The 26,367-nt window shown below is 70.8% G+C and carries 25 protein-coding genes; 5 read left to right on the forward strand and 20 right to left on the reverse strand.

The window, feature by feature from the left end; all coding sequences use genetic code 11:
* Positions 1-2: 2 nt before the first annotated feature.
* The 5 genes from ACJ5H2_RS11545 to ACJ5H2_RS11565 are packed head-to-tail and all read right to left on the reverse strand — an operon-like array spanning position 3 to position 4,998.
* The gene (locus tag ACJ5H2_RS11545) at positions 3-995 is read right to left on the reverse strand and encodes an MCE family protein (RefSeq protein ID WP_408895533.1); all 993 of its coding nucleotides are present in this window, start codon (positions 993-995) and stop codon (positions 3-5) included.
* A complete protein-coding gene (locus ACJ5H2_RS11550; protein WP_408895534.1) occupies positions 992-2,080 on the reverse strand; it encodes an MCE family protein in 1,089 nt (362 codons plus the stop codon). Before ACJ5H2_RS11550 ends, ACJ5H2_RS11545 begins: the two co-directional genes overlap by 4 nt.
* Complete coding sequence (locus ACJ5H2_RS11555) at positions 2,077-3,393, reverse strand: MCE family protein (protein ID WP_408895535.1); 1,317 nt, start codon at positions 3,391-3,393, stop codon at positions 2,077-2,079. Before ACJ5H2_RS11555 ends, ACJ5H2_RS11550 begins: the two co-directional genes overlap by 4 nt.
* Before the next feature lie 7 nt (positions 3,394-3,400).
* Positions 3,401-4,240, reverse strand: a complete 840-nt coding sequence (locus ACJ5H2_RS11560) for an MlaE family ABC transporter permease (RefSeq protein WP_408895537.1) — start codon at positions 4,238-4,240, stop codon at positions 3,401-3,403.
* Entirely contained in the window at positions 4,240-4,998 is a 759-nt protein-coding gene (locus ACJ5H2_RS11565) for an MlaE family ABC transporter permease (protein WP_408899628.1), read from the reverse strand. Before ACJ5H2_RS11565 ends, ACJ5H2_RS11560 begins: the two co-directional genes overlap by 1 nt.
* Before the next feature lie 195 nt (positions 4,999-5,193).
* Between ACJ5H2_RS11565 and ACJ5H2_RS11570 the strand changes: the two genes are divergently transcribed.
* Positions 5,194-5,880 carry an ion channel gene (locus ACJ5H2_RS11570; RefSeq protein WP_408895538.1) on the forward strand — a complete coding sequence of 229 codons (687 nt, stop codon included), beginning with the start codon at positions 5,194-5,196 and terminating at the stop codon, positions 5,878-5,880.
* Positions 5,881-5,916: 36 nt separating this feature from the next.
* On the opposite strand, the gene uvrB is transcribed toward ACJ5H2_RS11570, so the two are convergent.
* The 14 genes from uvrB to ACJ5H2_RS11640 all read right to left on the reverse strand — a co-directional run bounded on the left by uvrB (position 5,917) and on the right by ACJ5H2_RS11640 (position 20,574).
* On the reverse strand, positions 5,917-8,046 hold the full coding sequence (uvrB, locus tag ACJ5H2_RS11575; RefSeq protein ID WP_408895539.1) for an excinuclease ABC subunit UvrB: 2,130 nt from the start codon (positions 8,044-8,046) through the stop codon (positions 5,917-5,919).
* A gap of 29 nt (positions 8,047-8,075) precedes the next feature.
* Positions 8,076-8,627, reverse strand: a complete 552-nt coding sequence (locus ACJ5H2_RS11580; protein ID WP_408895540.1) for a carboxymuconolactone decarboxylase family protein — start codon at positions 8,625-8,627, stop codon at positions 8,076-8,078.
* Positions 8,624-9,505 carry an SDR family oxidoreductase gene (locus ACJ5H2_RS11585; protein ID WP_408895541.1) on the reverse strand — a complete coding sequence of 294 codons (882 nt, stop codon included), beginning with the start codon at positions 9,503-9,505 and terminating at the stop codon, positions 8,624-8,626. The genes ACJ5H2_RS11580 and ACJ5H2_RS11585 overlap by 4 nt, the downstream gene beginning before the upstream one ends.
* Before the next feature lie 13 nt (positions 9,506-9,518).
* Positions 9,519-10,781, reverse strand: coding sequence for a phospholipase D-like domain-containing protein (locus tag ACJ5H2_RS11590; RefSeq protein ID WP_408895542.1), 1,263 nt, complete (start codon positions 10,779-10,781; stop codon positions 9,519-9,521).
* Positions 10,782-10,811: 30 nt separating this feature from the next.
* Complete coding sequence (locus ACJ5H2_RS11595; protein ID WP_408895543.1) at positions 10,812-11,405, reverse strand: hypothetical protein; 594 nt, start codon at positions 11,403-11,405, stop codon at positions 10,812-10,814.
* Positions 11,402-12,487 carry an MCE family protein gene (locus ACJ5H2_RS11600; protein ID WP_408895544.1) on the reverse strand — a complete coding sequence of 362 codons (1,086 nt, stop codon included), beginning with the start codon at positions 12,485-12,487 and terminating at the stop codon, positions 11,402-11,404. Before ACJ5H2_RS11600 ends, ACJ5H2_RS11595 begins: the two co-directional genes overlap by 4 nt.
* 1 nt (position 12,488) lies before the next feature.
* Positions 12,489-13,700, reverse strand: a complete 1,212-nt coding sequence (locus ACJ5H2_RS11605) for an MCE family protein (RefSeq protein ID WP_408895545.1) — start codon at positions 13,698-13,700, stop codon at positions 12,489-12,491.
* 7 nt (positions 13,701-13,707) lie between these two features.
* A complete protein-coding gene (locus ACJ5H2_RS11610; RefSeq protein WP_408895546.1) occupies positions 13,708-14,745 on the reverse strand; it encodes an MCE family protein in 1,038 nt (345 codons plus the stop codon).
* Positions 14,742-15,725: an MCE family protein gene (locus ACJ5H2_RS11615; RefSeq protein ID WP_408895547.1), complete on the reverse strand. Its 984-nt coding sequence runs from the start codon at positions 15,723-15,725 to the stop codon at positions 14,742-14,744. The genes ACJ5H2_RS11610 and ACJ5H2_RS11615 overlap by 4 nt, the downstream gene beginning before the upstream one ends.
* Positions 15,722-16,738, reverse strand: a complete 1,017-nt coding sequence (locus tag ACJ5H2_RS11620) for an MCE family protein (protein ID WP_408895548.1) — start codon at positions 16,736-16,738, stop codon at positions 15,722-15,724. Before ACJ5H2_RS11620 ends, ACJ5H2_RS11615 begins: the two co-directional genes overlap by 4 nt.
* Positions 16,735-17,793, reverse strand: coding sequence for an MCE family protein (locus ACJ5H2_RS11625; RefSeq protein ID WP_408895549.1), 1,059 nt, complete (start codon positions 17,791-17,793; stop codon positions 16,735-16,737). The genes ACJ5H2_RS11620 and ACJ5H2_RS11625 overlap by 4 nt, the downstream gene beginning before the upstream one ends.
* 9 nt (positions 17,794-17,802) lie before the next feature.
* On the reverse strand, positions 17,803-18,672 hold the full coding sequence (locus ACJ5H2_RS11630) for an MlaE family ABC transporter permease (protein WP_408895550.1): 870 nt from the start codon (positions 18,670-18,672) through the stop codon (positions 17,803-17,805).
* Positions 18,672-19,496, reverse strand: a complete 825-nt coding sequence (locus ACJ5H2_RS11635; RefSeq protein ID WP_408895551.1) for an MlaE family ABC transporter permease — start codon at positions 19,494-19,496, stop codon at positions 18,672-18,674. The genes ACJ5H2_RS11630 and ACJ5H2_RS11635 overlap by 1 nt, the downstream gene beginning before the upstream one ends.
* Before the next feature lie 124 nt (positions 19,497-19,620).
* On the reverse strand, positions 19,621-20,574 hold the full coding sequence (locus ACJ5H2_RS11640) for a DNA-3-methyladenine glycosylase family protein (protein WP_408895552.1): 954 nt from the start codon (positions 20,572-20,574) through the stop codon (positions 19,621-19,623).
* 119 nt (positions 20,575-20,693) lie between these two features.
* On the opposite strand from ACJ5H2_RS11640, the gene ACJ5H2_RS11645 reads away from it, so the two are divergent.
* From ACJ5H2_RS11645 to ACJ5H2_RS11655, 3 genes are all read left to right on the forward strand, one after another.
* A complete protein-coding gene (locus ACJ5H2_RS11645) occupies positions 20,694-21,302 on the forward strand; it encodes a TetR/AcrR family transcriptional regulator (RefSeq protein WP_408895553.1) in 609 nt (202 codons plus the stop codon).
* Positions 21,303-21,306: 4 nt separating this feature from the next.
* Positions 21,307-22,833, forward strand: coding sequence for an ATP-dependent DNA ligase (locus tag ACJ5H2_RS11650; protein ID WP_408895554.1), 1,527 nt, complete (start codon positions 21,307-21,309; stop codon positions 22,831-22,833).
* A 67-nt stretch (positions 22,834-22,900) separates the two neighbouring features.
* On the forward strand, positions 22,901-23,587 hold the full coding sequence (locus ACJ5H2_RS11655) for a TetR/AcrR family transcriptional regulator (protein WP_408895555.1): 687 nt from the start codon (positions 22,901-22,903) through the stop codon (positions 23,585-23,587).
* Between the two features lie 67 nt (positions 23,588-23,654).
* Here the strand turns inward: ACJ5H2_RS11655 and ACJ5H2_RS11660 are convergent, their stop codons facing one another.
* Positions 23,655-24,935 (reverse strand): acetyl-CoA C-acetyltransferase, encoded by a 1,281-nt coding sequence (locus ACJ5H2_RS11660; RefSeq protein ID WP_408895556.1) that lies wholly within the window; start codon positions 24,933-24,935, stop codon positions 23,655-23,657.
* A gap of 96 nt (positions 24,936-25,031) precedes the next feature.
* Between ACJ5H2_RS11660 and ACJ5H2_RS11665 the strand changes: the two genes are divergently transcribed.
* A complete protein-coding gene (locus ACJ5H2_RS11665; RefSeq protein ID WP_408895557.1) occupies positions 25,032-26,366 on the forward strand; it encodes a 3-oxoacyl-ACP reductase in 1,335 nt (444 codons plus the stop codon).
* Position 26,367: the final 1 nt, after the last annotated feature.

The raw sequence follows: 26,367 nt of genomic DNA on the forward strand, positions 1-26,367 counted from the left end.
GATCACCCGTCGAACCCGGGAACGAACTCACCGGTGGGCAGGGCCAGCAGGTTGGCGGCGTACGCGTCGAACCAGGGGCCGGTACCGATGATGTTGCTGAGGATGGACACATAGGGACCGAGCGCGGCGAGGGTCGCCTTGAGCTTGTCCTTCTTGGAGACGAGGAAGGACACCAGGCCGTCGACCTCCCGCAGCGCCGGCCCGATCTGGGCCTCGTTGTCCGCCACCACGCCGCGCAGCTCCTTGGCCAGCGTCCGTGCGTTGACGAGGAGCGCGTGGACCGCCTCCTTGCGCTTGGTCAGCTCCTGGAAGACCAGGTCGCTGCTCTCCATCAGCTTGACGATGTCGTCGCTGCGGTCGGCGAGGACCTTGCTGACCTCCTTCGAGCTCTCGAAGAGGGTCTGGATCTCCGCGTCGCGCGAGGCGATGCTCTGCGAGAGCCGCGCGATCCCGTCGAACGACGCCTGGATCTCCGGTGCGGACGCGTCGAGGGTGTCGGCGACCGTGTCGAGCGCGAGGGCGAGCTGGTCGGTGTCGATCTCCTCGGTCGTCGTGGTGAGGTCGCCGAAGACGCCGACGATGTCGTAGGCCGACTCGGTGCGCTCGACGGGGATCGTGCCGCCTTCGGCCAGCTGGCCCTTGCCGCTGGGCTGGAGGTCGAGGAACTTCTCGCCCAGCAGGTTGAGCACCTCGATCGAGGCGCTGCTCTCCTTGCCGAACTCGACGTCGCCGTCGATCTCGAACCTCACCTTGACCCGGTCGCCGTCGAGCGTGACCGCGGTGACCCGGCCGGCGCGGATGCCGCCGACCTGGACGATGTTGCCCTTGTGGATGCCGCTGGCGTCGCTGAACTCGGCGTAGTAGGTCGTCCCGCGGAAGCCGGGGAACTTGCCGAGATTGAAGGTGGCCGCGGAGACCACGGCCATCATCACGAGGGTGATGACGCCGAGACGGAGGACACGGGCGTCGCGAGCCTTGGTTGCGGGGTGATTCATCTGTCCTGACACCTCGGCGCCTTGGACTTGAAGGAGAACTTCCCGATGTAGTCCTGGATCTCCTTGAGGATGGGCAGGTCGGCGATGAGCGGCAGCCGGATCCGGGCGGCGACCCCGCAGACGTAGTACTGGTACCAGGAGCCGTAGGTGCCGGTGCGGACCTGGTCGGTCATCGTCTCGGGCATCCGGTCGAGGAGCTCGGCCAGGTTGGCGCGGTTCTCCTTCTTGTTCAGCAGCTTGGACAGCTCACGCAGCGCCGCGATGTCCTCCTTGAGCAGGGGGCGTCCGCGGCGCAGCAGGTCGGCGACGGCGATGGTGAGCTCGGAGATGTTGTCCAGGGAGGAGCCGATCGTGTCGCGGTCCTTCGCCAGGTCGGTCATCCAGTCCTTGAGCTCGACGATCAGGCTGCTGAGCTGTGCGTGGCGGTCGTCGACCGTCTTGAGGGTCTGGGTGAGGTTGGTGACGACGTCGCCGATCAGCTGGTCGCGGTCGGCCAGCGTCGTGGTCAGCGAGGCGGTGTGGTCGAGCAGGCTGCGCACCGTGCCGCCCTCGCCCTGGAGCACCTGCACGAGGTTCATGCTCAGCTCGTTGACCTGGTCGGGGGTCAGTGCCGCGAACAGCGGCTTGAAGCCGTCGAAGAGCACGGTCAGGTCGAGTGCGGGCTTGGTGCGCTCGACGGGGATCCGTGCCCCGTCGGCGAGGACCTTCGCGTCCTCGGCGCCGGTGCCCTCGAGCAGGGTCATGTAGCGGTCACCGACCAGGTTGAGGAAGCGGATCTCCGCACGCGACGCCGTCGTCAGCTTCACGCCCGCGTCCACCTTGAAGGTCACCAGCGCCTGCGAGCGCCGGTAGTGCTCGACCTTCTTCACCTCGCCGACGTTGACGCCTGCGACCCGGACGTCGTCGCCCTTGCCGAGCATGGTGGCGTTGGTGAAGACCGCCTGGAACTCGTTGCGGTCCCCGAAGCCGATGTTGCCCATGATCACGGCGAGCAGCCCGGTGACGAAGACCGAGACGAGGGTGAACACGCCCAACTTGAACGCCGCGGCCCGGGTGACCGCGTTGCGCTGGTTCCGCCGGCTCATCCGCGCGCCCTCCCCTCGCGCACGACCGGGCCGTAGAGCAGGGAGCCGAGGGCGCCGTAGCGGTCCGGGTCCTCGACGCCGCTCTCGCCGGCGAGCATCGCGTTGACGACGCGCTGCTCGGCCGCGCTGCCGGCGTACCCGCTGTCGATCGACGCGGGCCGGCCGAGCAGTCCCTGCAGCGGCAGCGGGGAGAAGCCGCCCTTCTCGTCGATGTCGGACCCCTGGTCCAGGGGCCGCTTGGGCGCGGGCACGGTGAACTCCGGGAGTCCCGCGCACCAGGGCCCGTGGCCGACCTCGCCGTACGTCGGCAGGTCGCGCTCGTCGTAGGGACGGAACTGGGGCTGGAAGAACTCGATGTACTGCTTGACCACGTTGCCCTCGAAGGTCTTGGACAGGATCGGCGCGTAGTTGGCGGCGCCCCGGATCAGGCAGGGGAACTCCGGCGAGTACTCGGCCAGCAGGTCGAGGACCGGCGCCGTGACCTGGCCCATCCGGATCAGGTTCTGCTCGTTGTCGGCCAGGAACCGCGTCGCGGTGTCGGCCAGGCCCGTGAGGTCGGAGAAGAAGACGTCGAGCTCGGCGGCCTTCTCGGTGACGGTCTTGCTCGTGACCGTGACGTTGTCGAGGACGTCGAGCAGGTCGGGCGCGGCGACGTCGTAGGCGTCGGCGACGTCGGCGAGAGCGACCAGGTCCTTGCGCAGGGTGGGCAGGTGGTCGTCGATGGCGCCGAGGTAGTCGCCGAGCTGGTCCATCGTGGCGCCGAGCTGCTCGCCCCGTCCGTCGAGCGCGGTCGCCAGGGCGTGCAGGGTCGCGTTGAGGTCCGCGGGCCGGACCGCTCGCAGCAGCGGGAACAGGTCGGCGAGGACCTGGCTCAGCTCGACGTTCGTCTCGACCCGGTCCGACGGGATCACGTCGCCGTCCTTCAAGGTCCCCGCGGCGCTCTCGGGGCGCACGAGGGCGACGAACTTCTGCCCGAAGAGCGTGGTGGGGAGGATCCGGACGCCGACGTTCGCGGGGATCCGCTCGGCCGCCTCCGGGTCGAGGGCGAGGGTGATCTCGGCCTGCTCGCCGTCCTGGTCGATCTTGTCGACCCGCCCGACGAGGACGCCGTTGACCCGCACGTCGCCGAACTTCGCCAGCTGGAGGCCGGCGCGGTCCGCCTTCACGGTGACCGTCGTCGAGTCGTCGAAGGTCTTGTTGTAGATCGCGATGGACAGCCAGATCAGCAGCGCGATCGCGGTCAGGAAGCCCACGCCCGCGACGAGGAGCCGGTTGTGCTCGCGGGCGCTGTCGTGATGGATGTTCACCAGCATCGGCGGCTCACCCCGTGATCCTGACGGTGGTCGTCGATCCCCAGATCGCGAAGCTCAGGAAGAAGTCGGCCACGACGATCGTCACGATGCTGGTCCGGATCGCCTTGCCGACCGCTCGACCCACGCCGGCGGGGCCGCCCGACGCCGTGTAGCCGTAGTAGCAGTGGATCAGGATGACCGCGACCGCGAGGAAGAGGAGCTTGAAGAAGGACCAGACCATGTCGATGGGCGGCAGGAACTGCAGGAAGTAGTGGTCGTAGGTGCCGGCGGACTGGCCGTAGATCAGGGTGACGATCAGCCGCGGGGACAGGTACGACGCGAACAGGGCGACGATGTAGAGCGGGATGACCGCGACGAAGGCCGCGACCATGCGGGTGGTCACGAGGAACGGCAGCGACGGGATGCCCATCACCTCGAGGGCGTCGATCTCCTCGGAGATCCGCATCGCGCCCAGGCGTGCGGTGTAGCCGCAGCCCACCGTCGCCGCGAGCGCGATCGACGACACCAGCGGGGCCACCTCACGCGTGTTGAAGTACGCCGAGATGAAGGCGCTGAACTTCGCCACGCCGATCTGGCTGAGGGAGGCGTAGCCCTGGATGCCGACCTCCGTGCCGGCGAAGAAGGCCATGAAGGCGATGACGCCCACCGAGCCGGCGATGAGGCTCAGGCCACCGGCGCCGAAGGCCACCTCGGCGAGCGTGTTGGTGATCTCTCGCGGGTAGCGCTTGATCGCGCGCGGCACCCAGGCGAGCGCCTTGGCGTAGAACAGCAGCTGGTCGCCGTACCCCTCGAGGCCGGAGCGGCCGCTCTTGACCGCATCGCCGAAGAACTCCCCTGCCGCCGCCATCACAACCCCACCGGCGGAGCGACCTGGAAGTAGATGGCGGTGATCACGGCGTTGAGGAAGAACAGCGCCATGAAGGCGATGATCACCGACTCGTTGACCGCGCGCCCCACGCCGCTCGGCCCGCCTCCCGCGTTCAGCCCCTTGTAGGCGCCGATGATCGCGGCCAGCCAGCCGAAGACGATCGCCTTCACCATCGCGATGTAGAGGTCGGGCAGCGAGGCCAGGGCCGTGAAGGACGACAGGAAGGCGCCCGCGGATCCCCCCTGGACGATGACGGTGAAGAAGTAGCCGCCGCCGATGCCGGTGCCGATCACGATGCCGTTGATCATGAACGCGACGAACATGGTGGCGACCACGCGGGGCGCCACCAGGCGCTCGAGGGGGTCGATGCCGAGGACCTCCATGGCGTCGATCTCCTCGCGGATCTTCCGCGCCCCGAGGTCGGAGCAGATCGCGGACCCCGCGGCGCCGGCGATGATCATCGCCGCGGCCATCGGAGCGGCCTCCCGCACCGTGGCCAGCACCGCGGTGGCGCCGGCGAACGACTGGGCGCCGAGCTGGCCGGTCAGGTTGCCGACCTGGAGCGAGATGACCGCGCCGAACGGGATCGACACCATGATCGTCGGCATCAGCGTCACGCTGGTGACGAACCAGGCCTGCTCCAGGAACTCCCGGAGCTGGAAGGGCCGGGTGAAGATGCGCTTGGTCACCTCGACCACCATCAGCGCGATCTCGCCGGGGCCGCGTACGGCCGCCATGGCATTGAACGCCACGCCCCGACTCCTCTCCCCACGGTTCGTCACCGGGCTCGGAACCCGGGACCCCGGCGATAGTAGAACACGTTCTCGTTGTGACCAAGGCGACAGGTCCGCACGGTGGTCTTTTTCTCTCCCTCGCCTGCTCAACGGACCCGCCGTGGCCGAGGTCACGCCGGCGGATCCTAGGATCGGCCCGTGCAGCCCACCGCGTCGCGGCCGTCCCGGCCCCTCGAGATCCTCGGCCGCCACCCCTCCGCGGTGCTGCTGGCCGCTCAGCTCGTGGTCGTCCTGGCCCATCCGGCCCTCGCCGGCTCCGCCGCCGGACGCGCGGTCGTCGGTGTCTTCCAGATGGTCGTGGTGCTGACCGCCGTGTGGGCGGTGCGCCGGACCACCACCCTGCGCTGGGTGGTCCTCCTGCTCGGCGCCCCCGCACTGGTCCTCGCCGTGCTCGAGGCCGTGCAGCCGGACGTGGACTGGATCGTGCTCGCATCCGCGGCGTTCCACGTCCCGTTCTACTTCTTCGTCTCCTACGCGATGATCCGGTACCTGTTCCACGACGACCAGGTCACCGTCGACGAGCTGTTCGCGACCGGCGCCGCCTTCACGGTCGTGGCGTGGGGCTTCGCCTACCTGTACGCCGGCGCGCAGGTGCTCTGGCCCGGGTCGTTCGTCGGCTTCAACAGCCCCGACGGCGAGGTCCCGCTGGACTGGTTCGAGCTGCTCTACCTGTCCTTCACCACGCTCACGAGCGTGGGCCTCTCGGACGTCTACCCGGTGGTCAACCACGCCCGCTCGCTGGTCATGGTCGAGCAGATCGCCGGGGTCTTCTACGTCGCGCTGGTGGTCGCCCGCCTCGTCGGGCTCAGCGCCCGCCGCGGCTGAGCCCGCGCGTCGTCGCCGGCGCTCCCGCGCTCGTCCTCACTTCGTCGCTTCCATCATCTGGCGCAGCTCCTTCTTCAGCTCACCGATCTCGTCGCGCAGCCGGGCCGCCAGCTCGAACTGCAGCTCCGCGGCCGCCGCCTTCATCTGGTCGGTGAGGTCCTGGATCAGCTGGGCGAGGTCGGAGCTCGGCAGGCCGGCCAGCTCGGCGGCGTGGCCACCGATGTCGGTGGTGCGCAGCTGCGGCGTCGGCGACTTCTTCGGCTTGACTCCCCCGGCGCGGCCCTTCTGCCCGACGTCGGCCCAGGTCTGGAGCAGCTCCTGGGTCGTCTCGTCCTCGCGCGCGAGCATCTCGGTGATGTCGGCGATCTTCTTGCGCAGCGGCTGCGGGTCGATGCCGTGTGCCTCGTTGTAGGCCACCTGCCGGGCCCGACGACGGTTGGTCTCCTCGATGGCCGACTCCATCGAGGGGGTGATGCGGTCGGCGTACATGTGCACCTCGCCGGAGACGTTGCGGGCCGCGCGGCCGATCGTCTGGATCAGCGACTTGTCCGAGCGCAGGAAGCCCTCCTTGTCGGCGTCGAGGATCGCGACCAGCGACACCTCGGGGAGGTCGAGGCCCTCGCGAAGCAGGTTGATGCCGACGAGGACGTCGTACAGGCCCAGGCGCAGGTCGCGCAGCAGCTCGATCCGCTTGAGCGTGTCGACCTCCGAGTGGAGGTAGCGGGTGCGGATGCCGGCGTCGAGGAGGTAGTCGGTGAGGTCCTCGGACATCTTCTTGGTCAGCGTGGTGACCAGGACGCGCTCCTCCTTCTCGGCGCGCAGGCGGATCTCGTGGATCAGGTCGTCGATCTGGCCCTTCGTCGGCTTGACGACGACCTGCGGGTCGACGAGCCCGGTCGGGCGGATGATCTGCTCGACCACGTCTCCCTGCACCTTGTCGAGCTCGTAGTCCCCCGGGGTCGCCGAGAGGTAGACGGTCTGCCCGATCCGCTCGAGGAACTCCTCCCAGCGCAGCGGGCGGTTGTCCATCGCGCTCGGCAGGCGGAAGCCGTGCTCGACGAGGTTGCGCTTGCGCGACATGTCGCCCTCGTACATGCCGCCGATCTGAGGGACCGCGACGTGCGACTCGTCGACGACGAGCACGAAGTCCTCGGGGAAGTAGTCGAGCAGGGTGTTCGGCGCGCTGCCACGGCTGCGGCCGTCCATGTGCATCGAGTAGTTCTCGATGCCGGAGCACGAGCCGACCTGGCGCATCATCTCGATGTCGTACGTCGTGCGCATCCGCAGCCGCTGGGCCTCGAGCATCTTGCCCTGCCGCTCGAAGAGAGCCAGCTGCTCGGCCAGCTCGGCCTCGATGCCGCGGATGGCGCGCTCCATCCGCTCCGGCCCCGCGATGTAGTGGCTGGCCGGGAAGACGTAGAGCTCCTCGTCCTCGGTGAGCACCTCGCCGGTGACGGGGTGGAGGGTCATCAGCCGCTCGATCTCGTCGCCGAAGAACTCGATCCGCACCGCGAGCTCCTCGTAGACCGGGAAGATCTCGAGGGTGTCGCCGCGCACGCGGAAGGTGCCGCGGGTGAAGGCGAGGTCGTTGCGGGTGTACTGGATCTCGACCAGCCGGCGCAGCACCGAGTCGCGGTCGTGCTCCTCGCCGACGCGCAGGCGGACCATCCGGTCGACGTACTCCTGCGGGGTGCCGAGACCGTAGATGCAGGACACCGTCGACACCACGATGACGTCGCGGCGGGTGAGCAGGCTGTTGGTCGCGGAGTGCCGCAGCCGCTCCACCTCCTCGTTGATCGAGGAGTCCTTCTCGATGTAGGTGTCGGTCTGGGGGACGTACGCCTCGGGCTGGTAGTAGTCGTAGTAGGAGACGAAGTACTCGACCGCGTTGTCGGGGAAGAGCTGCCTCAGCTCGTTGGCGAACTGCGCGGCGAGCGTCTTGTTGGGCTGCAGGACGAGCATGGGGCGCTGCACCTGCTCGGCGACCCAGGCCACGGTCGCGGTCTTGCCCGTGCCGGTGGCACCGAGCAGCACGACGTCCTGGACGCCGTCGTTGAGCCGCTTGGTGATCTCCGCGATCGCCGCCGGCTGGTCCCCGGACGGGGTGTAGTCGGACTGGACGTGGAAGGGCGCGACGCGACGCTCGAGATCGGTGACCGGACGCATGCTGCCAGCGTACGGGCGGCCACGGACAGTCAGGTCCGCGAGGGCCGGTCGGGCGGCACGCGCAGGACGTGGAGGGCGGTGGCGAGCATGGCGTAGTGCCCGACGAGCATGAGGATCTCGATCCGCTCGCGGTCGTCGAAGCGCTCGCCCAGCTCGGCCCACAGCGGGTCCGCGATGTCCTGCTCGGCGAGCAGCGCGTCCGTGGCACGCAACAGCAGACGCTCGCGGACGGTGAGGGTGTCGGCGGTGCCGCCGTCCTCGACCGCTGCGAGCTCGGCGGCCGAGAGGCCGGCACGCCGGGCCAGCCGCCGGTGCTGGGCCAGCTCGTAGGCCGACCCCCGGCGGCCCGCGACCCGGACGATGACCAGCTCCGACTCGCGTCGCGAGAGCCGTCCGCCGGGCATCAGACGGCCGGCGAAGTGCAGCCAGCCCCAGAACAGCCGGCGGTGCCGGCCGAGGGTGAGGAAGACCGCCGGGGGCTCGGTTCCCTGGACGCGGCCGGCGGCCCGTGCGAACAGCGCGACGAGCGGGCCGACCTCACGCCACCCGCCGGGGGCGATCCGCGCCGCGGGACCGCTCATGAGGTCCGCCGTGCCTGCTCGACGGCCGGGAGGACCCGGTTGGCGCCGTAGTTGAAGGCCCGCATCGCGAGGGCGTAGCCGGGTGGGAAGTACCGCTGCAGCCAGTGCGCGAGCCGGATGTCGGCCGAGGTGTAGACCCAGTAGCGGTTGCGCAGCGCCCCCGCCCAGATGGCCTCCGCGGCGCGCTCCGGGGAGACCGCCCGCCTCTGGAAGTGCCGGCGAGCGCGGACGAACGCCCGGCTCTGCTGGTCGATGCCCGCGATCCGGATGGTCTCGACCAGGCCCGTGTCGACGCCGCCGGGGCAGACCAGGCTGACGCCGATGCGGTGCTTGCGCAGGTCGTAGCGCAGCACCTCCGACACCCCGCGCAGGCCGAACTTGGTCGCGCTGTAGGCGGCATGCCACGGCATCGCGATGATCCCCGCCGCCGAGGAGACGTTGACCAGCTGGCCGCCGCGCCCGGCGTCGATCATCGGGGGCAGGAACTCCTCGATGACGTGGATCGGCCCCATCAGGTTGACGTCGACCAGGCGCTGCCAGTGCTCGGGCTCGAGGCTGCGCACCGTGCCCCAGATCGCGATGCCGGCGACGTTGAGGACCACGTCCATCGCCCCGGACCGCTCGGTGACCAGGGCGGCGAGCCGGCGAACCTGTGCGTGGTCGGACACGTCGGCCACCTCGGCCGTGGCGACCGTTCCGCCACGCGCCCGGATCGCGTCGGCGACGGCGGCGAGCGCCTCGGGCTGGACGTCGGTCAGGTGGAGCACGGCACCGCGGTCGGCGGCCTGCTCGGCGACGGCGCGGCCGATGCCGCTGGCGGCGCCGGTGACCAGGACCTGTTTGCCGGTCAGCTCACGGACGGGAGCGCGGAACCACATGGGGCGGATCTCCTCACAGCAGGGGGCGGAGCGGGGCGAGCACTGCCTCGGTGAACTTGCGGTGCACGTCGCGGGCCTCCCACTCGCCGCTGGTGAGCTCGAGGCAGTGCGACTGGTCGACCTCGAAGATCTCCTCCAGCACCCGGGCGAAGCCCTCGTCGATGATCTCGACGTTGATCTCGAAGTTGCCCGACAGGCTCAGGCGGTCGATGTTGGCGGTGCCGACCGTGGCCCACGTGCCGTCGACCGTCGCGGTCTTCGCGTGCACCATGGCGTCGCGGTAGCGCAGGATCCGCACACCGGCGTCGAGGAGCTGGGTGAAGTGGCCGCGCGAGATCCAGTCGGCCACGATGTGGTTGGACTTCAGCGGCAGCAGCAGGCGTACGTCGACGCCGCGGCGCGCGGCCGCCTTGACCGCGTCGATGAAGTCCTCGTCGGGCAGGAAGTAGGCCTGCGTCATCCACACGTTGCGGCTGGCCCGGTTGATCGCCTCGATGTACATCGCGCGGATGGGGAACATCCACAGCCGCGGGACGTTGCGCTGCACGCGCACCCGCGGCTCCCAGGTCGAGGCAGTCTCCAGGAGCAGTGGACGCTCCGACCCGCGGAGCCGGCGCCGCCGGTTGAGGTTCCAGAAGTCCGCGAACGCCCGCTTGAGGTCCCACACGGCCGGGCCCGTGATCCGCACGTGCGTGTCGCGCCACTCCGACTCGTAGGCGGAGCCGATGTTGTAGCCGCCCACGAAGCCGACGTTGTCGTCGACGACCAGGATCTTGCGGTGGTCGCGGCCGTAGCGGCGCAGGTCGAAGAAGCGCCAGCCGGCGGCGTAGACCGGGTAGCGCAGCACCTTGACGCTCGGGGGGAAGCGCTGGAAGGTCGGCGGGACGACGAGGTTCGCGAAGCCGTCGTAGATGCAGTACACGTCCACGCCGCGCTCGGCGGCCTCGATGAGCGCCCGCTTGAAGCGCTCGCCGGTCGCGTCGCCCTTCCAGATGTAGGTCTCGAAGAGGATCTGGCGCTGGGCCCCGGCGATGGCGGCCAGCATGTCGTCGTACAGGTCGCGCCCGAAGGTGTACGTCGTGACGTCGCCGCCGCCGACCGCCACCGTCCGCGGCGGCGTCGTGGGGAACGGCTTGGGACGCTTGCCCCGGCGCCGGTAGGAGTCGACCAGCGACATCGCGATCGCGACCACGAAGGGCACGCCGAGCAACGCCAGCAGGATGCGCCGCAGCGCGGTCCGCAGGCCGGCCAGCAGGTCGTCGTCCTCGTGCGCCACGCGCGTCAATCTAGCGCCCGCCGCCCGGGGCTACTGCGCGCCCTCGCCGGTGCCCTCGCCGGATCCGACGCCGGTGTTGGTGCCGCTGAGCAGCTCGAGGCGGTCGACCAGCCACTCGCCGCCGACCAGCGTCATGGTCATGCTGACCCGCTGCTCCTCGATCTTCACGTCGGCGCTCTCCTCGTCGGTGATCGCCTGGTCGACGAAGGCGACGACCTCGACCTGGGTGTCGTCGACGGCCCGTGCGGCCGCGTCGACGACCTCGCCCTGGGCCGACACCTTGCCGTCGACGATCGCCTTCTGCAGGTCGCCGACGTTGGGCGCCAGCTTCTCCCGCAGGTCGGCGTTGGCGATCCTCTCCAGCCAGGCGAAGTCGTGCTCGCCCTCCTTCCAGGAGTACGTCGTGATCTCGGCGAGCACCCCCTTGGCCGCCTCGAGAGCGGCCTTCTCCGCGTCGGCCTCGGCGGCCAGCGTCTGCGTGCGCGAGCGGGCGTCGCGCAGGTCGTCCGTGGCGCCCCGCTCCTGGGCGACCAGCCAGCCGATCACGGCGAGGCTCGCCACCAGGGCGGCGACCAGGGCGATGACGAGGTTCCCGGACCGCGGCGACGTGCTCGACCCGCTCATCGCACCGGCCCGGGGGCGTGGGCGGCACCGCGCTGGAGGGTGGCGAAGGACGCGGCACAGCGGCCGTCCTTCTGCAGCGGCCGGCGCTCGGTCCGCTTCGGGTTGAGGCGCGCGGTGCCGTAGCTGCAGCGCGGGTCCATGTCCGGGATCAGCGCGATGCGCAGCTCGCCGTCGCGGACCTTGGCGAGCACCGAGCGCAGGCCGGGCGCGTAGTTCTGCAGCAGCTCGCGCAGGTGGGGCTCGTAGGAGCGGAACACGTCGGTGAAGCTGACGCCCGTCGACAGGAACCCGGGAAGGACCGCGTTGGCGTCCTCGACCAGGCGCACCAGCTCGGCGAGCTGCCCGGGCCCCCGGCCGAGCAGGTCGCGCAGCTCGGGGTCGTAGTCGCGCAGGAACCGGGCGAACTGCTTCGAGGAGGTCGCCAGCCGCCGCAGGGAGTCGGCGTTGTCGGTCGCGATGGACAGGACGCCGCCCGCGTTGTCGATCACGCGGTCGGTCTCGGGCCACACCTGGTCCAGGGTCTGCAGGATCGCGGTGCCCTGGTCGAGGATCTGGCCGAGGTCCTCGCCGGTGCCCTTGAGGCCGGTGCTGAGCTCGCCGAGGACGATCCGCAGCTTCTCGTCGTCGATCTGGCGCAGCACGTTGTTGACGGCGACCACCGTCGAGCTGAGGCTCTTCGGCAGGTCGGTCGACTCCGCGGGGACGACGTCGCCGCTCGCGAGGTAGGGCCCCTTCGCCTGCTGCGGCTGGAAGTCCAGGTACTGCTCGCCGACCGGCGACAGGCTGCGCACCCGGGCGAGGGACGCCTTCGGGATGTCGGTGCCCGTCGTGATCGCGATCGTCGCCTCCACCCCGTCCTTCGCGGGGACGATGGAGCGCACCTTGCCGACCTTGATGCCCCGGTAGGTGACCACCGACCCCTCGAACAGGCCGCCGGTCTGCGCGAGCTGGACCTTCACCTCGACCGGACGCGAGGTCAGCGGCTGGTCGAGGACGGCGGCGAAGATGTAGGCGGTCGTCACGACCAGCACCACGATGATGCCCGCGAGGCTCAGGTAGAGCCGGTTGCCCAGCAGCTTCATCTCAGGCCCCCCGTCCGAACAGTCCGCCGAGGAGGTTGCCGATCCCGAGCGGGTCGCTCGTCGTACCGGACCCGCTCCCGGTGCCTCCCGCTCCCCCGCCGCCCGAGCCGCCCGAGCCGCTCTTGCTCGTGGCGCCGGACTTGGCCCCGCCGAGCCCCGGCAGCAGGTTGCCGAGCCCGATCAGGTCGAGCAGGTCGGTCACCAGCCCGTTCACGGTGCCCGAGAGCAGCCCGCTGACGTTGAGGTTGTCGAGGTGCAGCTCGAGGGCGATGTTGAGGTAGTCGGTGCCGATCACCTCGTCGGCCGAGGCCGACGCCTTGATGACCGCGCGCAGCGACTGCTCGAAGGTCCCGTTGTTGGCGGCGAACTCCGCCAGCACGGGCTCGAGCTCGCTGAGCATGGTGAGCAGCTGGGTGCGGGTCTTGGCCACCGTGTCGTTGGCCGCGCCGGTGAACTTCTCGACCTCGGCGAGCAGCTCGGTGAACGCCGGCGTCTTCTCGCGCAGCACCTTGGCCGCCGGACGGATCTCGCGCAGCGCGCGGTTGATGGTCTTCTTGCGGCCGTTGAGCGTCTTGGCCAGGGAGTTCATGGAGGTCAGGACGCTGTCGATGGCCTCGGTGGTCGAGCTCGCCTGGGTCAGGAACACCGACGCCTTGTCGAGGAGTGCGCGGTAGTCGCCCTCGTTCCCGTTGAGCGCGGTGTTGAGCTCCTCGGTGACCGTTTGCAGCTGGTCGAGACCACCGCCGTTGATCAGCAGCGAGGCCTGCGCCAGGGCGTCCTCGACCGATGGAGCCGTCCGGGTGCTCTCCCGTGGCAGCGCCGCCCGGTCCGCGAGCACGGCACCGGTGGCCGGGTTGGTCACGTCCACGAAGAGCTCGCCGAGCGGGGTCGTGTAGCGCAGCCGGGCCTGGGCGCCGTCGCGGACCTGGGCGTCCTTCTTCACGGTCAGGGTCGCGACGGCGGTGAAGTCGTCGGCCTCGATCGACTTGACCTTTCCCATGTCGACGCCGTTGACCTTGACCGGTGCGCCGACCGCCAGGTTGAGCGCGTCGTCGAACTGGGCCGTGATCTCGATGGTGTCGCCCGACACGCCGGTCCCGGGGATCGGCAGGTCGCGCATCGTCGTACTGCAGGCGGACAGCACGCCCAGCACCAGCGCCAGCAGGGCGGCCAGTCCGGTGCGGACGGCGGCGGGAGTCCTCAGGGCAGTCATCGCGTCCTCACGATCCCGGCTGGGTGCCGTTGATGACATTGCACAGCGGACCGAGCAGGCCCTTGCAGAGCGTCTGCAGGATCCCGCCCAAGGGGTCCAGGATCAGCGGGTCGATGCGCACCGGGAGTCGGTCCCCCTCGATCAGCTGGAGGTTCTGCAGCGCGAGCGGCATCACGCGGAGGATCTCGGCGAGCTGGTCCTGCTTGGTGAGCAGCGTGCGCATCAGCGTCGTGGATCCGTCCAGGCTGTCCACGATCGACTGCCGGTTGTCGACCGCGAACTTCGCGACCGTGGTGACCGCCTTGTCGAGCGAGCGCAGCGCCTGCTGGAAGTTCCCGCGCTCCTCCGCGAGGAGCTGCGAGGCCTGCGACACCTGCTGGATGAAGGTGCGCGCGGTGTCCTCGTTGGCGGCGACCGCGGTCAGCAGGACGTCGAGCGACTTCAGCGTCGCCGCGATGTCCTCCCGGTGGGCCGCGATGCCGTCGACGCCGTCGGCGAGCGAGTGGATCGTCTGGTTGAGCAGCGGTCCCCGGCCCTGGAGGGCCTGGGTCCCCGCGTCGATGAACTGCTGCACGGCCTTGGTCGTCTCGGCGTTGCCGCCGATGCCGGTGGCGAAGTCGTTGAGGGACTCCAGCACCTGGTCGAAGTCGACCGGCGTCTGGGTCCTCTCCAGCGCGATCGTGGCGTCGTCCTGCAGCTTCGGGCCCTCGCGGTAGACCGGCGTCAGCTCGACGTACCGGTCGGTGGCGACGGAGCGCGCCACCACGACCGCGCCGGCGTCGGCCGGCACCGGCTGGTCGGCGTCGATCTCCATGGTGACGAGCACCCGGTCCCCGTCGGGCTCGATCGAGGTGATCGAGCCGACCGAGACGCCGAGGACGCCCACGTCGTTGCCGACGAAGAGCCCCGCTGAGTCGGCGAAGTAGGCCTTCACGGTCATCGTCTCCGAGCCACCCACGACGCCGCAGCCCGAGGGGAGCAGGACGACGAGAGCGGTCACGACGGCGACGGCCGCACGCCGGGTGAGAGCGAGAGGTCCGGTCATCGCTGGCACGTCCCTTCCAGCTTGCAGGAGGCATCGTCGGCCGGGAGCGCGGGCGGCTGGACGTAGAGCGGCAGGTACGGTCCGCTGCCGGTCGCGTTCGCCACGTAGCGGACCGCGGGCGCCATCTGCTCCAGCAGGCGGGTCAGCTGCTTGTCCTGGCTGTTCAGCGTGTCGAGCACCGCGTTCACGTCCTCGAGCGCCGGCTCGAGCTTGCCGTTGGTCGACCGCACGATCGCGGTCAGCGCCTTCGAGAGCTCGGTGGTCTCGACGAGCAGCCGGTGGATCGCCTCGCGGCGCGCGGTGATCTCGCCGACGACCAGGTTGGTCTGCTCCATCAGGCCGACGATGTCCTGGCTGCTGGCCGAGAGCTGGTCGGTGACCTTGCGGGTCGACTCGAGCAGGTCGCCGACCTGGTCGGAGCGCTTCGAGACGACCTCCGAGAGACGGGCGACGCCCTCGAGCGCCGGCCCGATCTCGTCCTGGCTCGCCCCGAGGGTCCCGGCCATGGCCGTGAGGGCCTTGGCGAGCAGCTCGGGGTCGAGCTCGCCGAGCGCCTCGGTGCCCTTCTCGATGACGTCCTGGAGGTTGTAGGGCACCGAGGTGCGCTCCAGCGGGATCTGGTCGTTGGCCAGGGTGCCGGAGCCGTTCGGGTCGACCTCGAGATAGTGGGTGCCCAGCAGCGTGGCCACCTTCACCGTCGCGGTCGAGCGGTCGCCGAGCTCGGTGTCGGAGTCGAGCGCGAAGGTGACCAGCACGTGGTCCTTCTCGATCTCGATCCCGGTGACCTTGCCGGAGATCACGCCGTGGACCTGGACGTCCTCGCCGGTGCGGAGCCCGGCGGTGTGCTCGAGGACGGCGGTGTACGTCTTCGTGCCGAAGGTGGCGACGCTGAGGTAGACGACGGCGGCGCCGATCAGGCCGAGGACCACCAGGGTCACGATGCCGACGCGGAGCGGGTTGCGCTCGTTCATGGGCTTCATCGGCACGCCTCCGACCACGGTCCGTTGTTGCCGACCGGGTTGATGCCCGTGCCGTTCGCGGTGAGCGCCACCGAGAACGAGCAGACGTAGACGTTGAGTGCGTTCTCGTACGACGTCGCCCGCCCCAGTGACTCGAACACGGTGGTGAAGGCGGGCACCGCCTCGACGAGGCTGGCGCGGGACCTCTCGAACATGTCGGCCACGGTCACGAGACGGTCGGTGGTCCTGGTCAGGGGCACCTTGACCTCCTTGAGCAGCGAGCTGGTCGCGCCGACGAGGCGGCTGACCCCGTCGATCGAGGCGCCGATGGACTTGCGGTCCTCGGCCAGGCCCGTCATCAGCGCGCGCAGCTCCGCGACGGTCTGCGAGAGCTCGTCGCCACGTCCGGCGATGTTGTCGAGCACCGGCTTCAGGTTCGTCATCACCTCGCCGATCACGGCGTCGCGGTCGGCGAGGAAGCTGGAGAGCCGCCCGGTCTGCTCGAGGAGCTGCTCTACCGTGCCACCCTCGCCCTGGAGCACCTTCACCAGCGAGGTCGCGAGCTGGTTGACGTCACCCGGCTGGAGGACCTTGAACAGCGGTCGGAAGCCGTTGAGCAGGCCGGTGAGGTCGAAGCCCGGGTCCGTCCGGGTGATGGGCACGGTCGCCCCGTCCTTCAGGGGAGCGCCGCGCTCGGCGCCCTGGACCAGGGAGATGTAGCGCTGTCCGAGCAGGTTCTGGTAGCGCATGACCAGCTTGGTCGTGTCGAGCACCTGCTGGTCCTCGACCAGCTCCAGGCCGATCTGGGCCCCCTCCTCCGTCGCCTCGATGCTGGTGACCTGCCCGACCCGGACGCCGGCGGCCTTGACGTCGTCGCCGATCCGCAGGCCGCTGACGTCGGCGAAGTCGGCCGTGAGCTCCCGGGTGTCGCCGCTGACGCCGTTCTGCATGGTGTTGACCAGCAGGACCAGCATGAGTCCACTCGCCACGGCGAAGGCGGCGAACTTGATCGCGATCGAGCGCAGCCCGGTCATCGGTCCTCCCCCCACAGCCGGCCGACTCCGGCCGGGTCGCTGCTGCCCGTGCGGTACACCGGCCGCTGCCCGCTCCCGTAGTACGGCGGCGGGGAGAGGCGCAGCGTCCCGTCGGTGTTGACGAAGCCCCCGCGGACCGCCTGCGGCAGGGTCGTCCCGAGCGCGATGTTGACCGCAAGTGCGTCGGTGATGCCGGCCTTGCGGTTGTCGTGGACGGCGTCCAGCAGCACGGCCGACCCGTCGATGAAGTCCACCAGCCGCTGCTGGTTCTTCCGCAGGAAGGCGTTCGACGTCCGTGCCAGGTTGGTGCCGCCGCTGATGAGCGCGGTGATGGCGGCCTCCTGGGTGACGATGGTGTGGAGGGTGACGAGGACGTCGTCGGTCGCGTCCAGCAGGTCGGGCGCGATCTCGTCGACGAGCCGGGTCGTCGACGCGAGCGCCTCGAGGTCGGCCCGCACCTGGGGCATCCGCGGGTTGATCCGGTCGAGATAGCCGTTCAGGGTCCGCACGGTGGCGCCGATCTGGCCCCCGCGTCCGTCGAGCGCCTCCGCTGCCGAGCCGATCGCCGAGGCGAGCTCGGCCGGTCCGAGCGCCTTGACCAGGCGGTCGATGTCGTCGAGGGCCTGCTGGAGCTCGAGGGTCTCCTGCGAGTCGTCGGCGGGGATCTTGGCGCCCGTCTTCAGCTCGCCCGCCGGGGCGCCGTGCACGACCAGGTCGACAAAGGTGGTGCCGAAGACGGTCGCCGGGAGGATCCGGGCGACGACGTTGCCCGGGACGACGTCCATGTCGTCGCGCGACATCTCCATGTCGACGGTCACTCCGCCGGAGGCGGCCCGGCTGATCTCGCTGACCTTGCCGACGATGACGCCGTTCATCTTCACGTCGGAGCCCGAGCGGAGCGCGCCACCGGCGTTCGCGACCTCGGCGCTGACGTGGGGCTTGGAGCCGAACGTGCCATTGCTGCGCAGGGTGATGAACGCGCCGATGACGGCGAGCGCGACGAGCGCGATCAGGCCGCGGCGGGCCATCTGGTTGCGGGAGACTTCGCGTGCCATGTCCTCACCTCACCCCGAGATCCGGAAGCCCGGGTCGCCACCCCAGAACACCAGGGTGAGGACCATGTCGAGGAGCACGATCGACACGATGCTGGCGCGGATGCCGGTGCCCGTCGCCTCGCCGACCGCCTGCGGGCCACCGCCGACCCGCATGCCGTACCAGCAGTGGATCAGTGCCACCGTCAGCGCGAAGACGAGGATCTTCACGATCGAGAACACGATGTCGCGGCCCTGGATGAAGGTGGAGAAGTAGTGGTCGTACTGGCCGGGTGACTGCCCGAACAGGATCACGACGGAGGCCTGCGAGGCGATGTAGCTCCCGATCAGGCCGATCAGGTAGAGCGGCAGGATGGCGACCATGCAGGCGATCACCCGCGTGGCGACGACGTAGCGCATCGCGCTCACGGCCATCACCTCCAGGGCGTCGATCTCCTCGTGGATCTTCATCGAGCCGATCTGGGCCGTGAACCGGCAGCCCACCTGGGCACCGAGCGCGAGGGCGGCGATGAGCGGTGCGAGCTCCCGGGTGTTGACGCTGGCCGAGATGAACCCGGTCAGCGGCGCGAGGCCCACGATCTCCAGACCGTTGAAGCCCTCGATCCCGATCGAGGTGCCGGCGGCCACGGAGAGCAGGATCATCACGCCGACCGTGCCGCCGCCGACGAGGAGCGCGCCGCTGCCCCAGGCGATGTCCTTGATCTGGCGCAGCACCTCCTTGGGGTACAGCGCGACCGTCGTCGGGATCTCGCGGAAGACCTTGCCGGAGAAGCTGACGAAGGAGCCGAGCATCGCGAGCGTGCTCATGACGGCGTCGGCGACCGCGACGAGGGCGTCGGAGAGGCGGTCTCCGACGCCGCGGCCGAGCTGGACCTCGGACATCACGCACCTCCGGGGAAGAGCATGACGTAGGCCTGGGTCAGGCCGACGTTGATGACGGCCAGCAGGATCACGCTGAGGACCACGGCCTGGTTGACCGCGTCAGCGACCGCCTTCGGTCCGCCGCGGGCGCTGAGACCCTTGTGGGCGCACACGATGATCGCCACGAACCCGAACAGCAGGCCCTTGAACTCGGCGAGCGCGAGGTCACCGGGCTGGGCCAGGCCGACGAAGGAGTCGAGATAGGTGCCGGAGGAGATCTGGCCGCCGCCCACGACGATCACGAACGCCGTCGTCATCGCGGTCATCGCCACGATCACCGTCAGCAGCACCGACACGAGCAGCGCGGCGAGGATGCGCGGGGCGACCAGGCGCTGGATCGGCGAGATGCCCATGACCTTGAGGGCGTCGATCTCCTCGCGCACGGTCCGCGCGCCGAGGTCGGCACAGACCGCCGAGCCCACGGCGCCGGCGATCATCAGCGAGGTGACCAGCGGTGCACCCTGGCGGAGCACGCCGATGCCGTTGACGGCGCCGATGAACGACTGCGCGCCGATCTGGTTGGCGGCCGCGCCGATCTGGACGGAGGTGATCACGCCGAACGGGATCGCGACCAGGATCGTCGGCAGCAGCGAGACCCGGGTCATGAACCAGCACTGCAGCAGGAACTCCGACCACGAGAAGCGCCGCGCGACGATGTCGGAGAAGCCCCACTGGATCGACTCGACCGCGAGCTTGACCAGCTCGCCGGTCGTCACCACGCCGGCCTTGAACCGGCCGGTCAGGTTGTCGAGGACGGAGCGCCCCCCGGCGACGACGGCGCTCACCGCGGGACCCGCCCGCCGCCGCCCAGCTCAGTGCTCGGCCGTGCCATACCAACCCCTGCCTGCCACCCGGTGAACCCGGTGCCTCCGCCCCCCGGCGACTGCCTGTTGCTCGGTGTAACACTTATCACGCGAATTGGTCACGCGTCCGCAGATGACCACGCGGCGACATCCGCGGACCGCGCCGCGGCCGGTGGAGGCCGGCGGCCAGGATCAGGAAGGGCACCCGCCCGCGGTGGCCGGACCAGGGACGCAGGTAGCGCGCGAGCTCGGCGTCGTCGAACAGCCGGCCCTCCAGCGCCCAGCCGACGTCCTTGGCCACGTGGTAGTCGCCGTAGGACACCGCGTCCGGGTCGCCCAGCGCCCGCTGCCGGACCTCGGCCGCGGTCCACACCCCGATCCCCGGCAGCGCGCGGAGCCGCGCCTCCGCCTCCGCGCCGGGCAGGCCGGCCGCCCGCTCCAGCGCCTCGGCATGGCGCGCGGCGGTCACGACCGCGCGGCTGCGCGCCGGGTCGATGTGGAGCCGCAGCCACTCCCAGGACGGCACCGTCCGGAGTGTCGCGGCGTCGGGGGGAACCATCAGTCCGTGCGCAGCCCCGGGGCCCGGCGCGGGCTCGCCGTGGCGTCGTACCAGGGCGCGGAAGCCGGCGAACGCCTCCTGGCCGGTGACCTTCTGCTCGATGATCGCGGGCACCAGGGCCTCCATGACCAGCCCGGTGCGCCCGAGGCGCAGGTGCGGGTGGCGGCGCCAGGCCTCGACCAGCACCGGGTGGCGCGGCTCGAAGCCGGTCCAGTCGTCGAGCTCGCCCAGCAGGGCGGGCAGCTGGTCGAGGGCCCACGCGGCGCCGGGCCCCCAGGCGTGGGCCGTGACGGCGCCCGCGGCGTCCTGCTCGGACACGGCGAGCGCGACGGGCCCCTCCGGAGTCCGGCTCGCGCGCCAGTGGCGCCCGCCGGTCGCCAGCCGATGGGTGGGGTCGCCCGCTCCGCGCCGCTGCTGGCGCAGCAGCGACCCGACCGGGACCGGACGGCCCGGGCGCCAGGTGCGCACGCCGTCGGGGGCGGCCGCGTCCGGGGAGGTCACCGCAGCACTGTACGGCGGCGGCGGGTCGCTGCGCTCCGTGCCGGGAGACACTAGACTCTCTCGCGCAACGACGAATCCCCTTCGTTGATCTCCCCACTTCCTCAGGCTCCGGAGGGCAGTTGAGCATCGACACCACCCGCGGCCGGCGCGCCCGCCTCGACCAGGAGGCGGTCCTCCAGGCCGCCGAGGCGCTGGTCGACCGCGACGGGTACGACGCCCTCACCATGACCTCCCTCGCCGCGGAGCTCGAGGCCCGGGTCTCCTCGCTCTACAACCACGTCGCGAACCTCGAGGACCTGCGCGCGCTGATCCAGGTCCGGGCGATGCGCCTGCTCGGCGAGCACGTCCGGGCCGCCGCCATGGGCCACGCGGGGATCGGGGGCCTGCGCGCCCTGAGCCACGCCCTGCGCGACTTCGCCCGCACCCACCCGCAGCGCTACGCCGCCCTCACCCGGCCGCCGATCGACCGCGAGGAGTTCTTCGCCGCCGCACTGGAGGCGATCGAGGCGCTCGCCGTGATGGTCCGCTCCGCCGGGCTCCCCGACGACCGCCTGCTGCAGAGCGCGATGGCGCTGTTCGCCTCCCTGCACGGGTTCGTGTCCCTGGAGGTCGCCGGCTACTTCGGCGACCTGTCCGGGACGAGCGCGGAGAGCCTGGACCTCGATCTCGTCTACGAGCAGGTCATCGACGGCGCGGTGAGCGCCGCCTCCCTCGAGGGCACCCGCTGAGCCGATGCTGCTGCGCGAGCTGGTCGACGTCTCCCGACAGGTGGCCGCGACGCGCTCGCGCAAGGAGAAGACCGGCCTGATCAGCGCCCTCCTGGCCGCGGCCGAGCCGCGCGAGCGCGCGCTCGTGGCGCACTACCTGAGCGGGCGGCTGCGCCAGCGACGGACCGGCCTGGGCTGGCGCGGTCTGCGGTCCCTCCCCGAGCCCGCGCCGGCCTCGACCCTCGAGGTGGTCGAGGTGGACGCGGCGTTCGAGGCGATCTCCCGGCTCGCCGGCGCCGGGTCCGCCGGGCTGCGCAGCGCCGCGGTCGCGGAGCTCTTCGGGCGCGCCACGGCACCGGAGCAGGAGTGGCTGCGCGCGGTGACGGTGGGCGAGGTCCGCCAGGGCGCGCTCGAGGCCCTGGTGACCGAGGCGCTCGCCAGCGCGGCGGGCGTCCCGTTGGCCGCCGTACGCAGGGCCGCCATGCTCGCCGGCGGGGCGACGTACGTCGTCGACGCGGCGTTCGCCGGCCCCGACGCGCTCGCCGAGGTCGGCCTGACCGTCGGGCGTCCGGTGCTGCCGATGCTCGCGTCCTCCGCCCCGGACGTGGCCGCGGCCGTCGCGAAGGCGGCGGGAGCCGGCTCCGGCATCGTGGGCGTCGACGCGAAGCTCGACGGCATCCGGATCCAGGTGCACCGCTCCGGCGGCGACGTCGTGGTCGCCACGCGCAGCCTCGACGACATCACCCACCGCCTCCCCGAGGTGGTGGCGGTCGCCCGCGCGCTGCCCGCCGAGAGGCTGGTGCTCGACGGCGAGGCGCTGTGGCTCGCCGCGGACGGACGGCCGCGGCCGTTCCAGGAGACCGCCTCCCGCACCGCCAGTGCCGGCGCGCCGACCGACGCCGTGGTGACGCCGTACTTCTTCGACGTGCTGCACCTCGACGGCGCCGACCTCATCGACCGGCCGGCGCGCGAGCGCTGGCAGGTGCTCGAGGACCTGGTCCCGGCCGAGCACCGGGTCCAGCGCTGGGTCGGCGACGACGTGGAGGCCGCGGCGGCGTTCACCTCCTCGGTCCTCGCCTCGGGCCACGAGGGCGTCGTCGTGAAGTCCGTCGACGCGCCCTACGACGCCGGTCGACGCGGCTCCGCCTGGGTCAAGGTCAAGCCGGTCCACACCCTCGACCTGGTCGTCCTGGCGGTCGAGCACGGCTCCGGCCGACGCCGCGGGTGGCTCTCCAACATCCACCTCGGGGCGCGCGACCCGTCCTCGCCGACGGGCTTCGTGATGCTCGGCAAGACGTTCAAGGGCATGACCGACGCGATGCTCGCCTGGCAGACCGAGCGCTTCCGCGAGCTGGAGGTCGCCGACGACGGCTGGGTGGTGACCGTGCGGCCGGAGCAGGTCGTCGAGATCGCCTTCGACGGTCTGCAGCGCTCGACCCGCTATCCCGGCGGCCTGGCCCTGCGGTTCGCCCGCGTGGTGCGCTACCGCGACGACAAGACCGCCGACGAGGCCGACACGATCGAGACGGTCCGCTCCCTGGCAGGCTCCTGACCGCCTTCCGCCCACGACTCGTCACGGATGTTGCAACACCGAGTTGCACGTCTCGTACACTGCGGCCATGGCGACCAACGCACCCGCAACCGACGGCCGTCGCAAGGCGGCAGCAGCGCGGCGCCGCGCGCGCCAGGCGGAGATCATCGCGGCGACCCGCCAGATCTTCGACTCCAAGGGCGTGCGCGACGTCCAGATCGAGGAGATCGCGAGCGCGGTCGGCATCAACCGGGCGATCGTCTACCGCCACTTCACCGGCAAGGAGGAGCTCTTCGCGCTCACCCTCGTCGGCTACCTGGAGGAGCTGCACGACGCGATGGCCGCAGCCGCCGCGAGCAGTGAGCGGCCCTCCGAGCGACTGGAGCGCATCGTCGGGGCCTTCGTCGACTATGGCGTGGCGCACCCTGCGTTCGTCGACTGCGCGCAGGCGCTGATGGTGCGCCCGGGCGACGAGCTGCTCGACGAGATCGCCGAGGGCCCGCTGTTCCGTCTCGGCCGCGGCATCACGTCCTGCCTGACCGTGCTGTCCGACACCCTCGTGGACGGCGTGGCCCAGGGTGCCTTCGAGCTCAGCGACGACGCCGTCCTGCTCGCCAACGCCCTCTACGCCAGCGGCCTGGGCGCGCTCCAGCTCGCTCGGCTCGGCATCCTGGTCAGCGAGGCGGCTCCCGGCATCCCCACCGTCGGCCAGATCTCCGCCGCGCAGGTCCGCTCCTACCTGGTGCGCTCGGCCCTGGCCCTGGTGACCGCCTGAGCCTCCCCGTACGACGAACGGCCCGCCCCCACCGGGACGGGCCGTTCGCTGCGAGCTGCCGGGAGGCTCAGCGCTCCATGATCGCGACGACGCCCTGGCCGCCGGCCGCGCAGACGGAGATGAGCGCCCGGCCGCCGCCGTTGGCCTTGAGGAGCTTGGCGGTGTTGGCGACGATCCGGCCGCCGGTCGCGGCGAAGGGGTGGCCCGCGGCGAGCGAGGAGCCCTTCACGTTGAGCTTGGCGCGGTCGATCGAGCCGAGCGGCGCGTCGAGACCGAGGCGCTCCTTGCAGAACACCGGGCTCTCCCACGCGGCGAGCGTGGAGAGCACCTGCGAGGCGAACGCCTCGTGGATCTCGTAGAAGTCGAAGTCCTGCAGGGTGAGCCCGTTGCGCTCGAGCATCCGCGGCACGGCGTACGCCGGCGCCATGAGCAGGCCCTCGGCACCGTTGACGAAGTCGACCGCGGCGACCTCGGAGTCGACGAAGTAGGCGAGCACCTCGAGGCCGTGCGCCTCGGCCCACTCCTCGGAGCCGAGCAGGACGGCGGAGGCGCCGTCGGTCAGCGGGGTCGAGTTGGCGGCGGTCATCGTGGCCGCCTCGCCCTTGCCGAAGACCGGCTTGAGCTTGGCGAGCTTCTCCAGCGAGGAGTCGGCGCGCAGGTTGTTGTCGCGCTCCAGCCCGCGGAACGGGGTGATCAGGTCGTCCTGCCAGCCCTCGTCGTACGACGCGGCGAGCTTGTGGTGGGAGGAGACGGCCAGCTCGTCCTGGGCCTCGCGGGTGATCTGCCACTCGAGCGCGGTCAGGGCCTGGTGCTCGCCCATCGAGAGCTTGGTGCGAGGCTCGCCGTTCGACGGGATCGCGAGGCCGATGTCGCCCGGGCGGATGCTGGCGAGGATCGCGAGGCGGTCCTTGGTCGAGCGCGCGTTGTTGAGCTGGATCAGCTTCTTGCGCAGCTTCTCGGAGATCGCGATCGGGGCGTCGGAGGTGGTGTCCACGCCGCCGCCGATGCCCGAGTCGATCTGGCCCAGCTTGATCTTGTTGGCGATGTAGTTGATCGCCTGCAGGCCGGTGCCGCAGGCCTGCTGCAGGTCGACGGCCGGGGTCTCCGGCGCCAGGCGGGTGCTGAGCACCGCCTCGCGGACCAGGTTGAAGTCGCGGCTGTGCTTGAGCACCGCACCGCCGGCGACCTCGCCGAGGCGCTCGCCCTCCAGGCCGAAGCGGGCCACCAGGCCGTCGAGCGCAGCGGTGAGCATCTCCTGGTTGGACGCGGTGGCGTAGGCGCCGTTGGAGCGCGCGAACGGGATACGGTTACCGCCGAGTACGGCAGCGCGGCGAACAGTCTCAGTCATGGGCCAATCCTCACTCAGGTGCGCCCCCGGCAGAACCCTTTGAGGGCGAGATCACGAAATGTGGACGCAGAGTTACACATCTAGTTACATGGTGCCATGACTGACAAGTACCAGGGCTTCGTGAGCTCCCCGATCGGCAAGCTCCTCGTCAAGAACCTCGGACTGCCCAACCCGACCAAGCTGGAGCGCTACCGCGCCGGCGACCCGCTGGTCAAGGGGACGGTCCTCGTCGGTGGCCGCGGTCGCCTCGCCGAGTCCCTGCCCGGCCTGCTCGACGTGCTCGGCGTCGCCTCGGCCGGCGCCCAGGCCGACGGCGAGCGCTACAAGGGCCTGGTCTTCGACGCGACCGGCATCGCCACCGTCGAGCAGCTCGTCGAGCTCCAGGCGTTCTTCACCCCCGTCCTGCGCAGCCTCGAGAGCTGCGCCCGGGTCGTCGTCATCGGCACGCCGCCGGCCCTGGTCGAGGGCAGCGAGCAGATCGCGCAGCGCGCGCTGGAGGGCTTCACGCGCAGCCTCGGCAAGGAGATCGGCAAGGGCGGCACCGTCCAGCTGGTCTACGTCGCCGAGGGCTACGAGGACTCCGTCCTCTCCACCCTCGGCTTCCTGCTCAGCCCCAAGTCGGCGTACGTCTCGGGCCAGGTGGTCCGCATCGGCACCCACGACGAGCAGCACGGCGCGGCCCTCACCGACTGGCACGCCCCCCTGGCGGGCAAGGTCGCCTTCGTGACCGGCGCCAGCCGCGGCATCGGCGAGGAGATCGCCCGCGTCCTGCACCGCGACGGCGCGAAGGTCGTCGGCCTCGACGTCCCCCAGGCCGCCGACGACCTGGTCAAGGTCATGAACGAGCTGGACGGCGACTGGCTCACCCTCGACATCACCGCGCCCGACGCGCCGCAGCGCATCGCGCACCACCTCCAGGAGAAGCACGGCGGTGTCGACATCGTCGTGCACAACGCCGGCGTCACGATGGACAAGAAGCTGGCCAACCAGACGCCGGAGCGCTTCGGCAAGGTGCTGCAGATCAACCTCGAGGCACCGGAGCGGATCACCGCCGAGCTGCTCGAGCAGGGCGTCGTCAACGCCAACGGCCGGATCGTCGGCGTCGCGTCGATCGCCGGCATCGCGGGCAACCTGGGCCAGACGTCGTACGCCGCCTCCAAGGCCGGCGTCATCGGCCTCGTCGACTCGCTGGCCGAGAAGCTGAAGGACGGCATCACCGTCAACGCCGTGGCTCCCGGCTTCATCATCACGCAGATGACCGCGGCCGTGCCGTTCGCGACCCGCGAGGTCGGCCAGCGTCTCAACGCGATGGCCCAGGGCGGCCTTCCGGTCGACGTCGCCGAGACCATCGCCTGGTACGCCTCGCCCGCCTCCACCGCCGTCAACGGCAACGTGGTCCGCGTGTGCGGCCAGATGATGCTGGGGGCCTGAT

The organism is Nocardioides pymetrozini (assembly GCF_046058985.1).
GTDB lineage: Bacteria > Actinomycetota > Actinomycetes > Propionibacteriales > Nocardioidaceae > Nocardioides.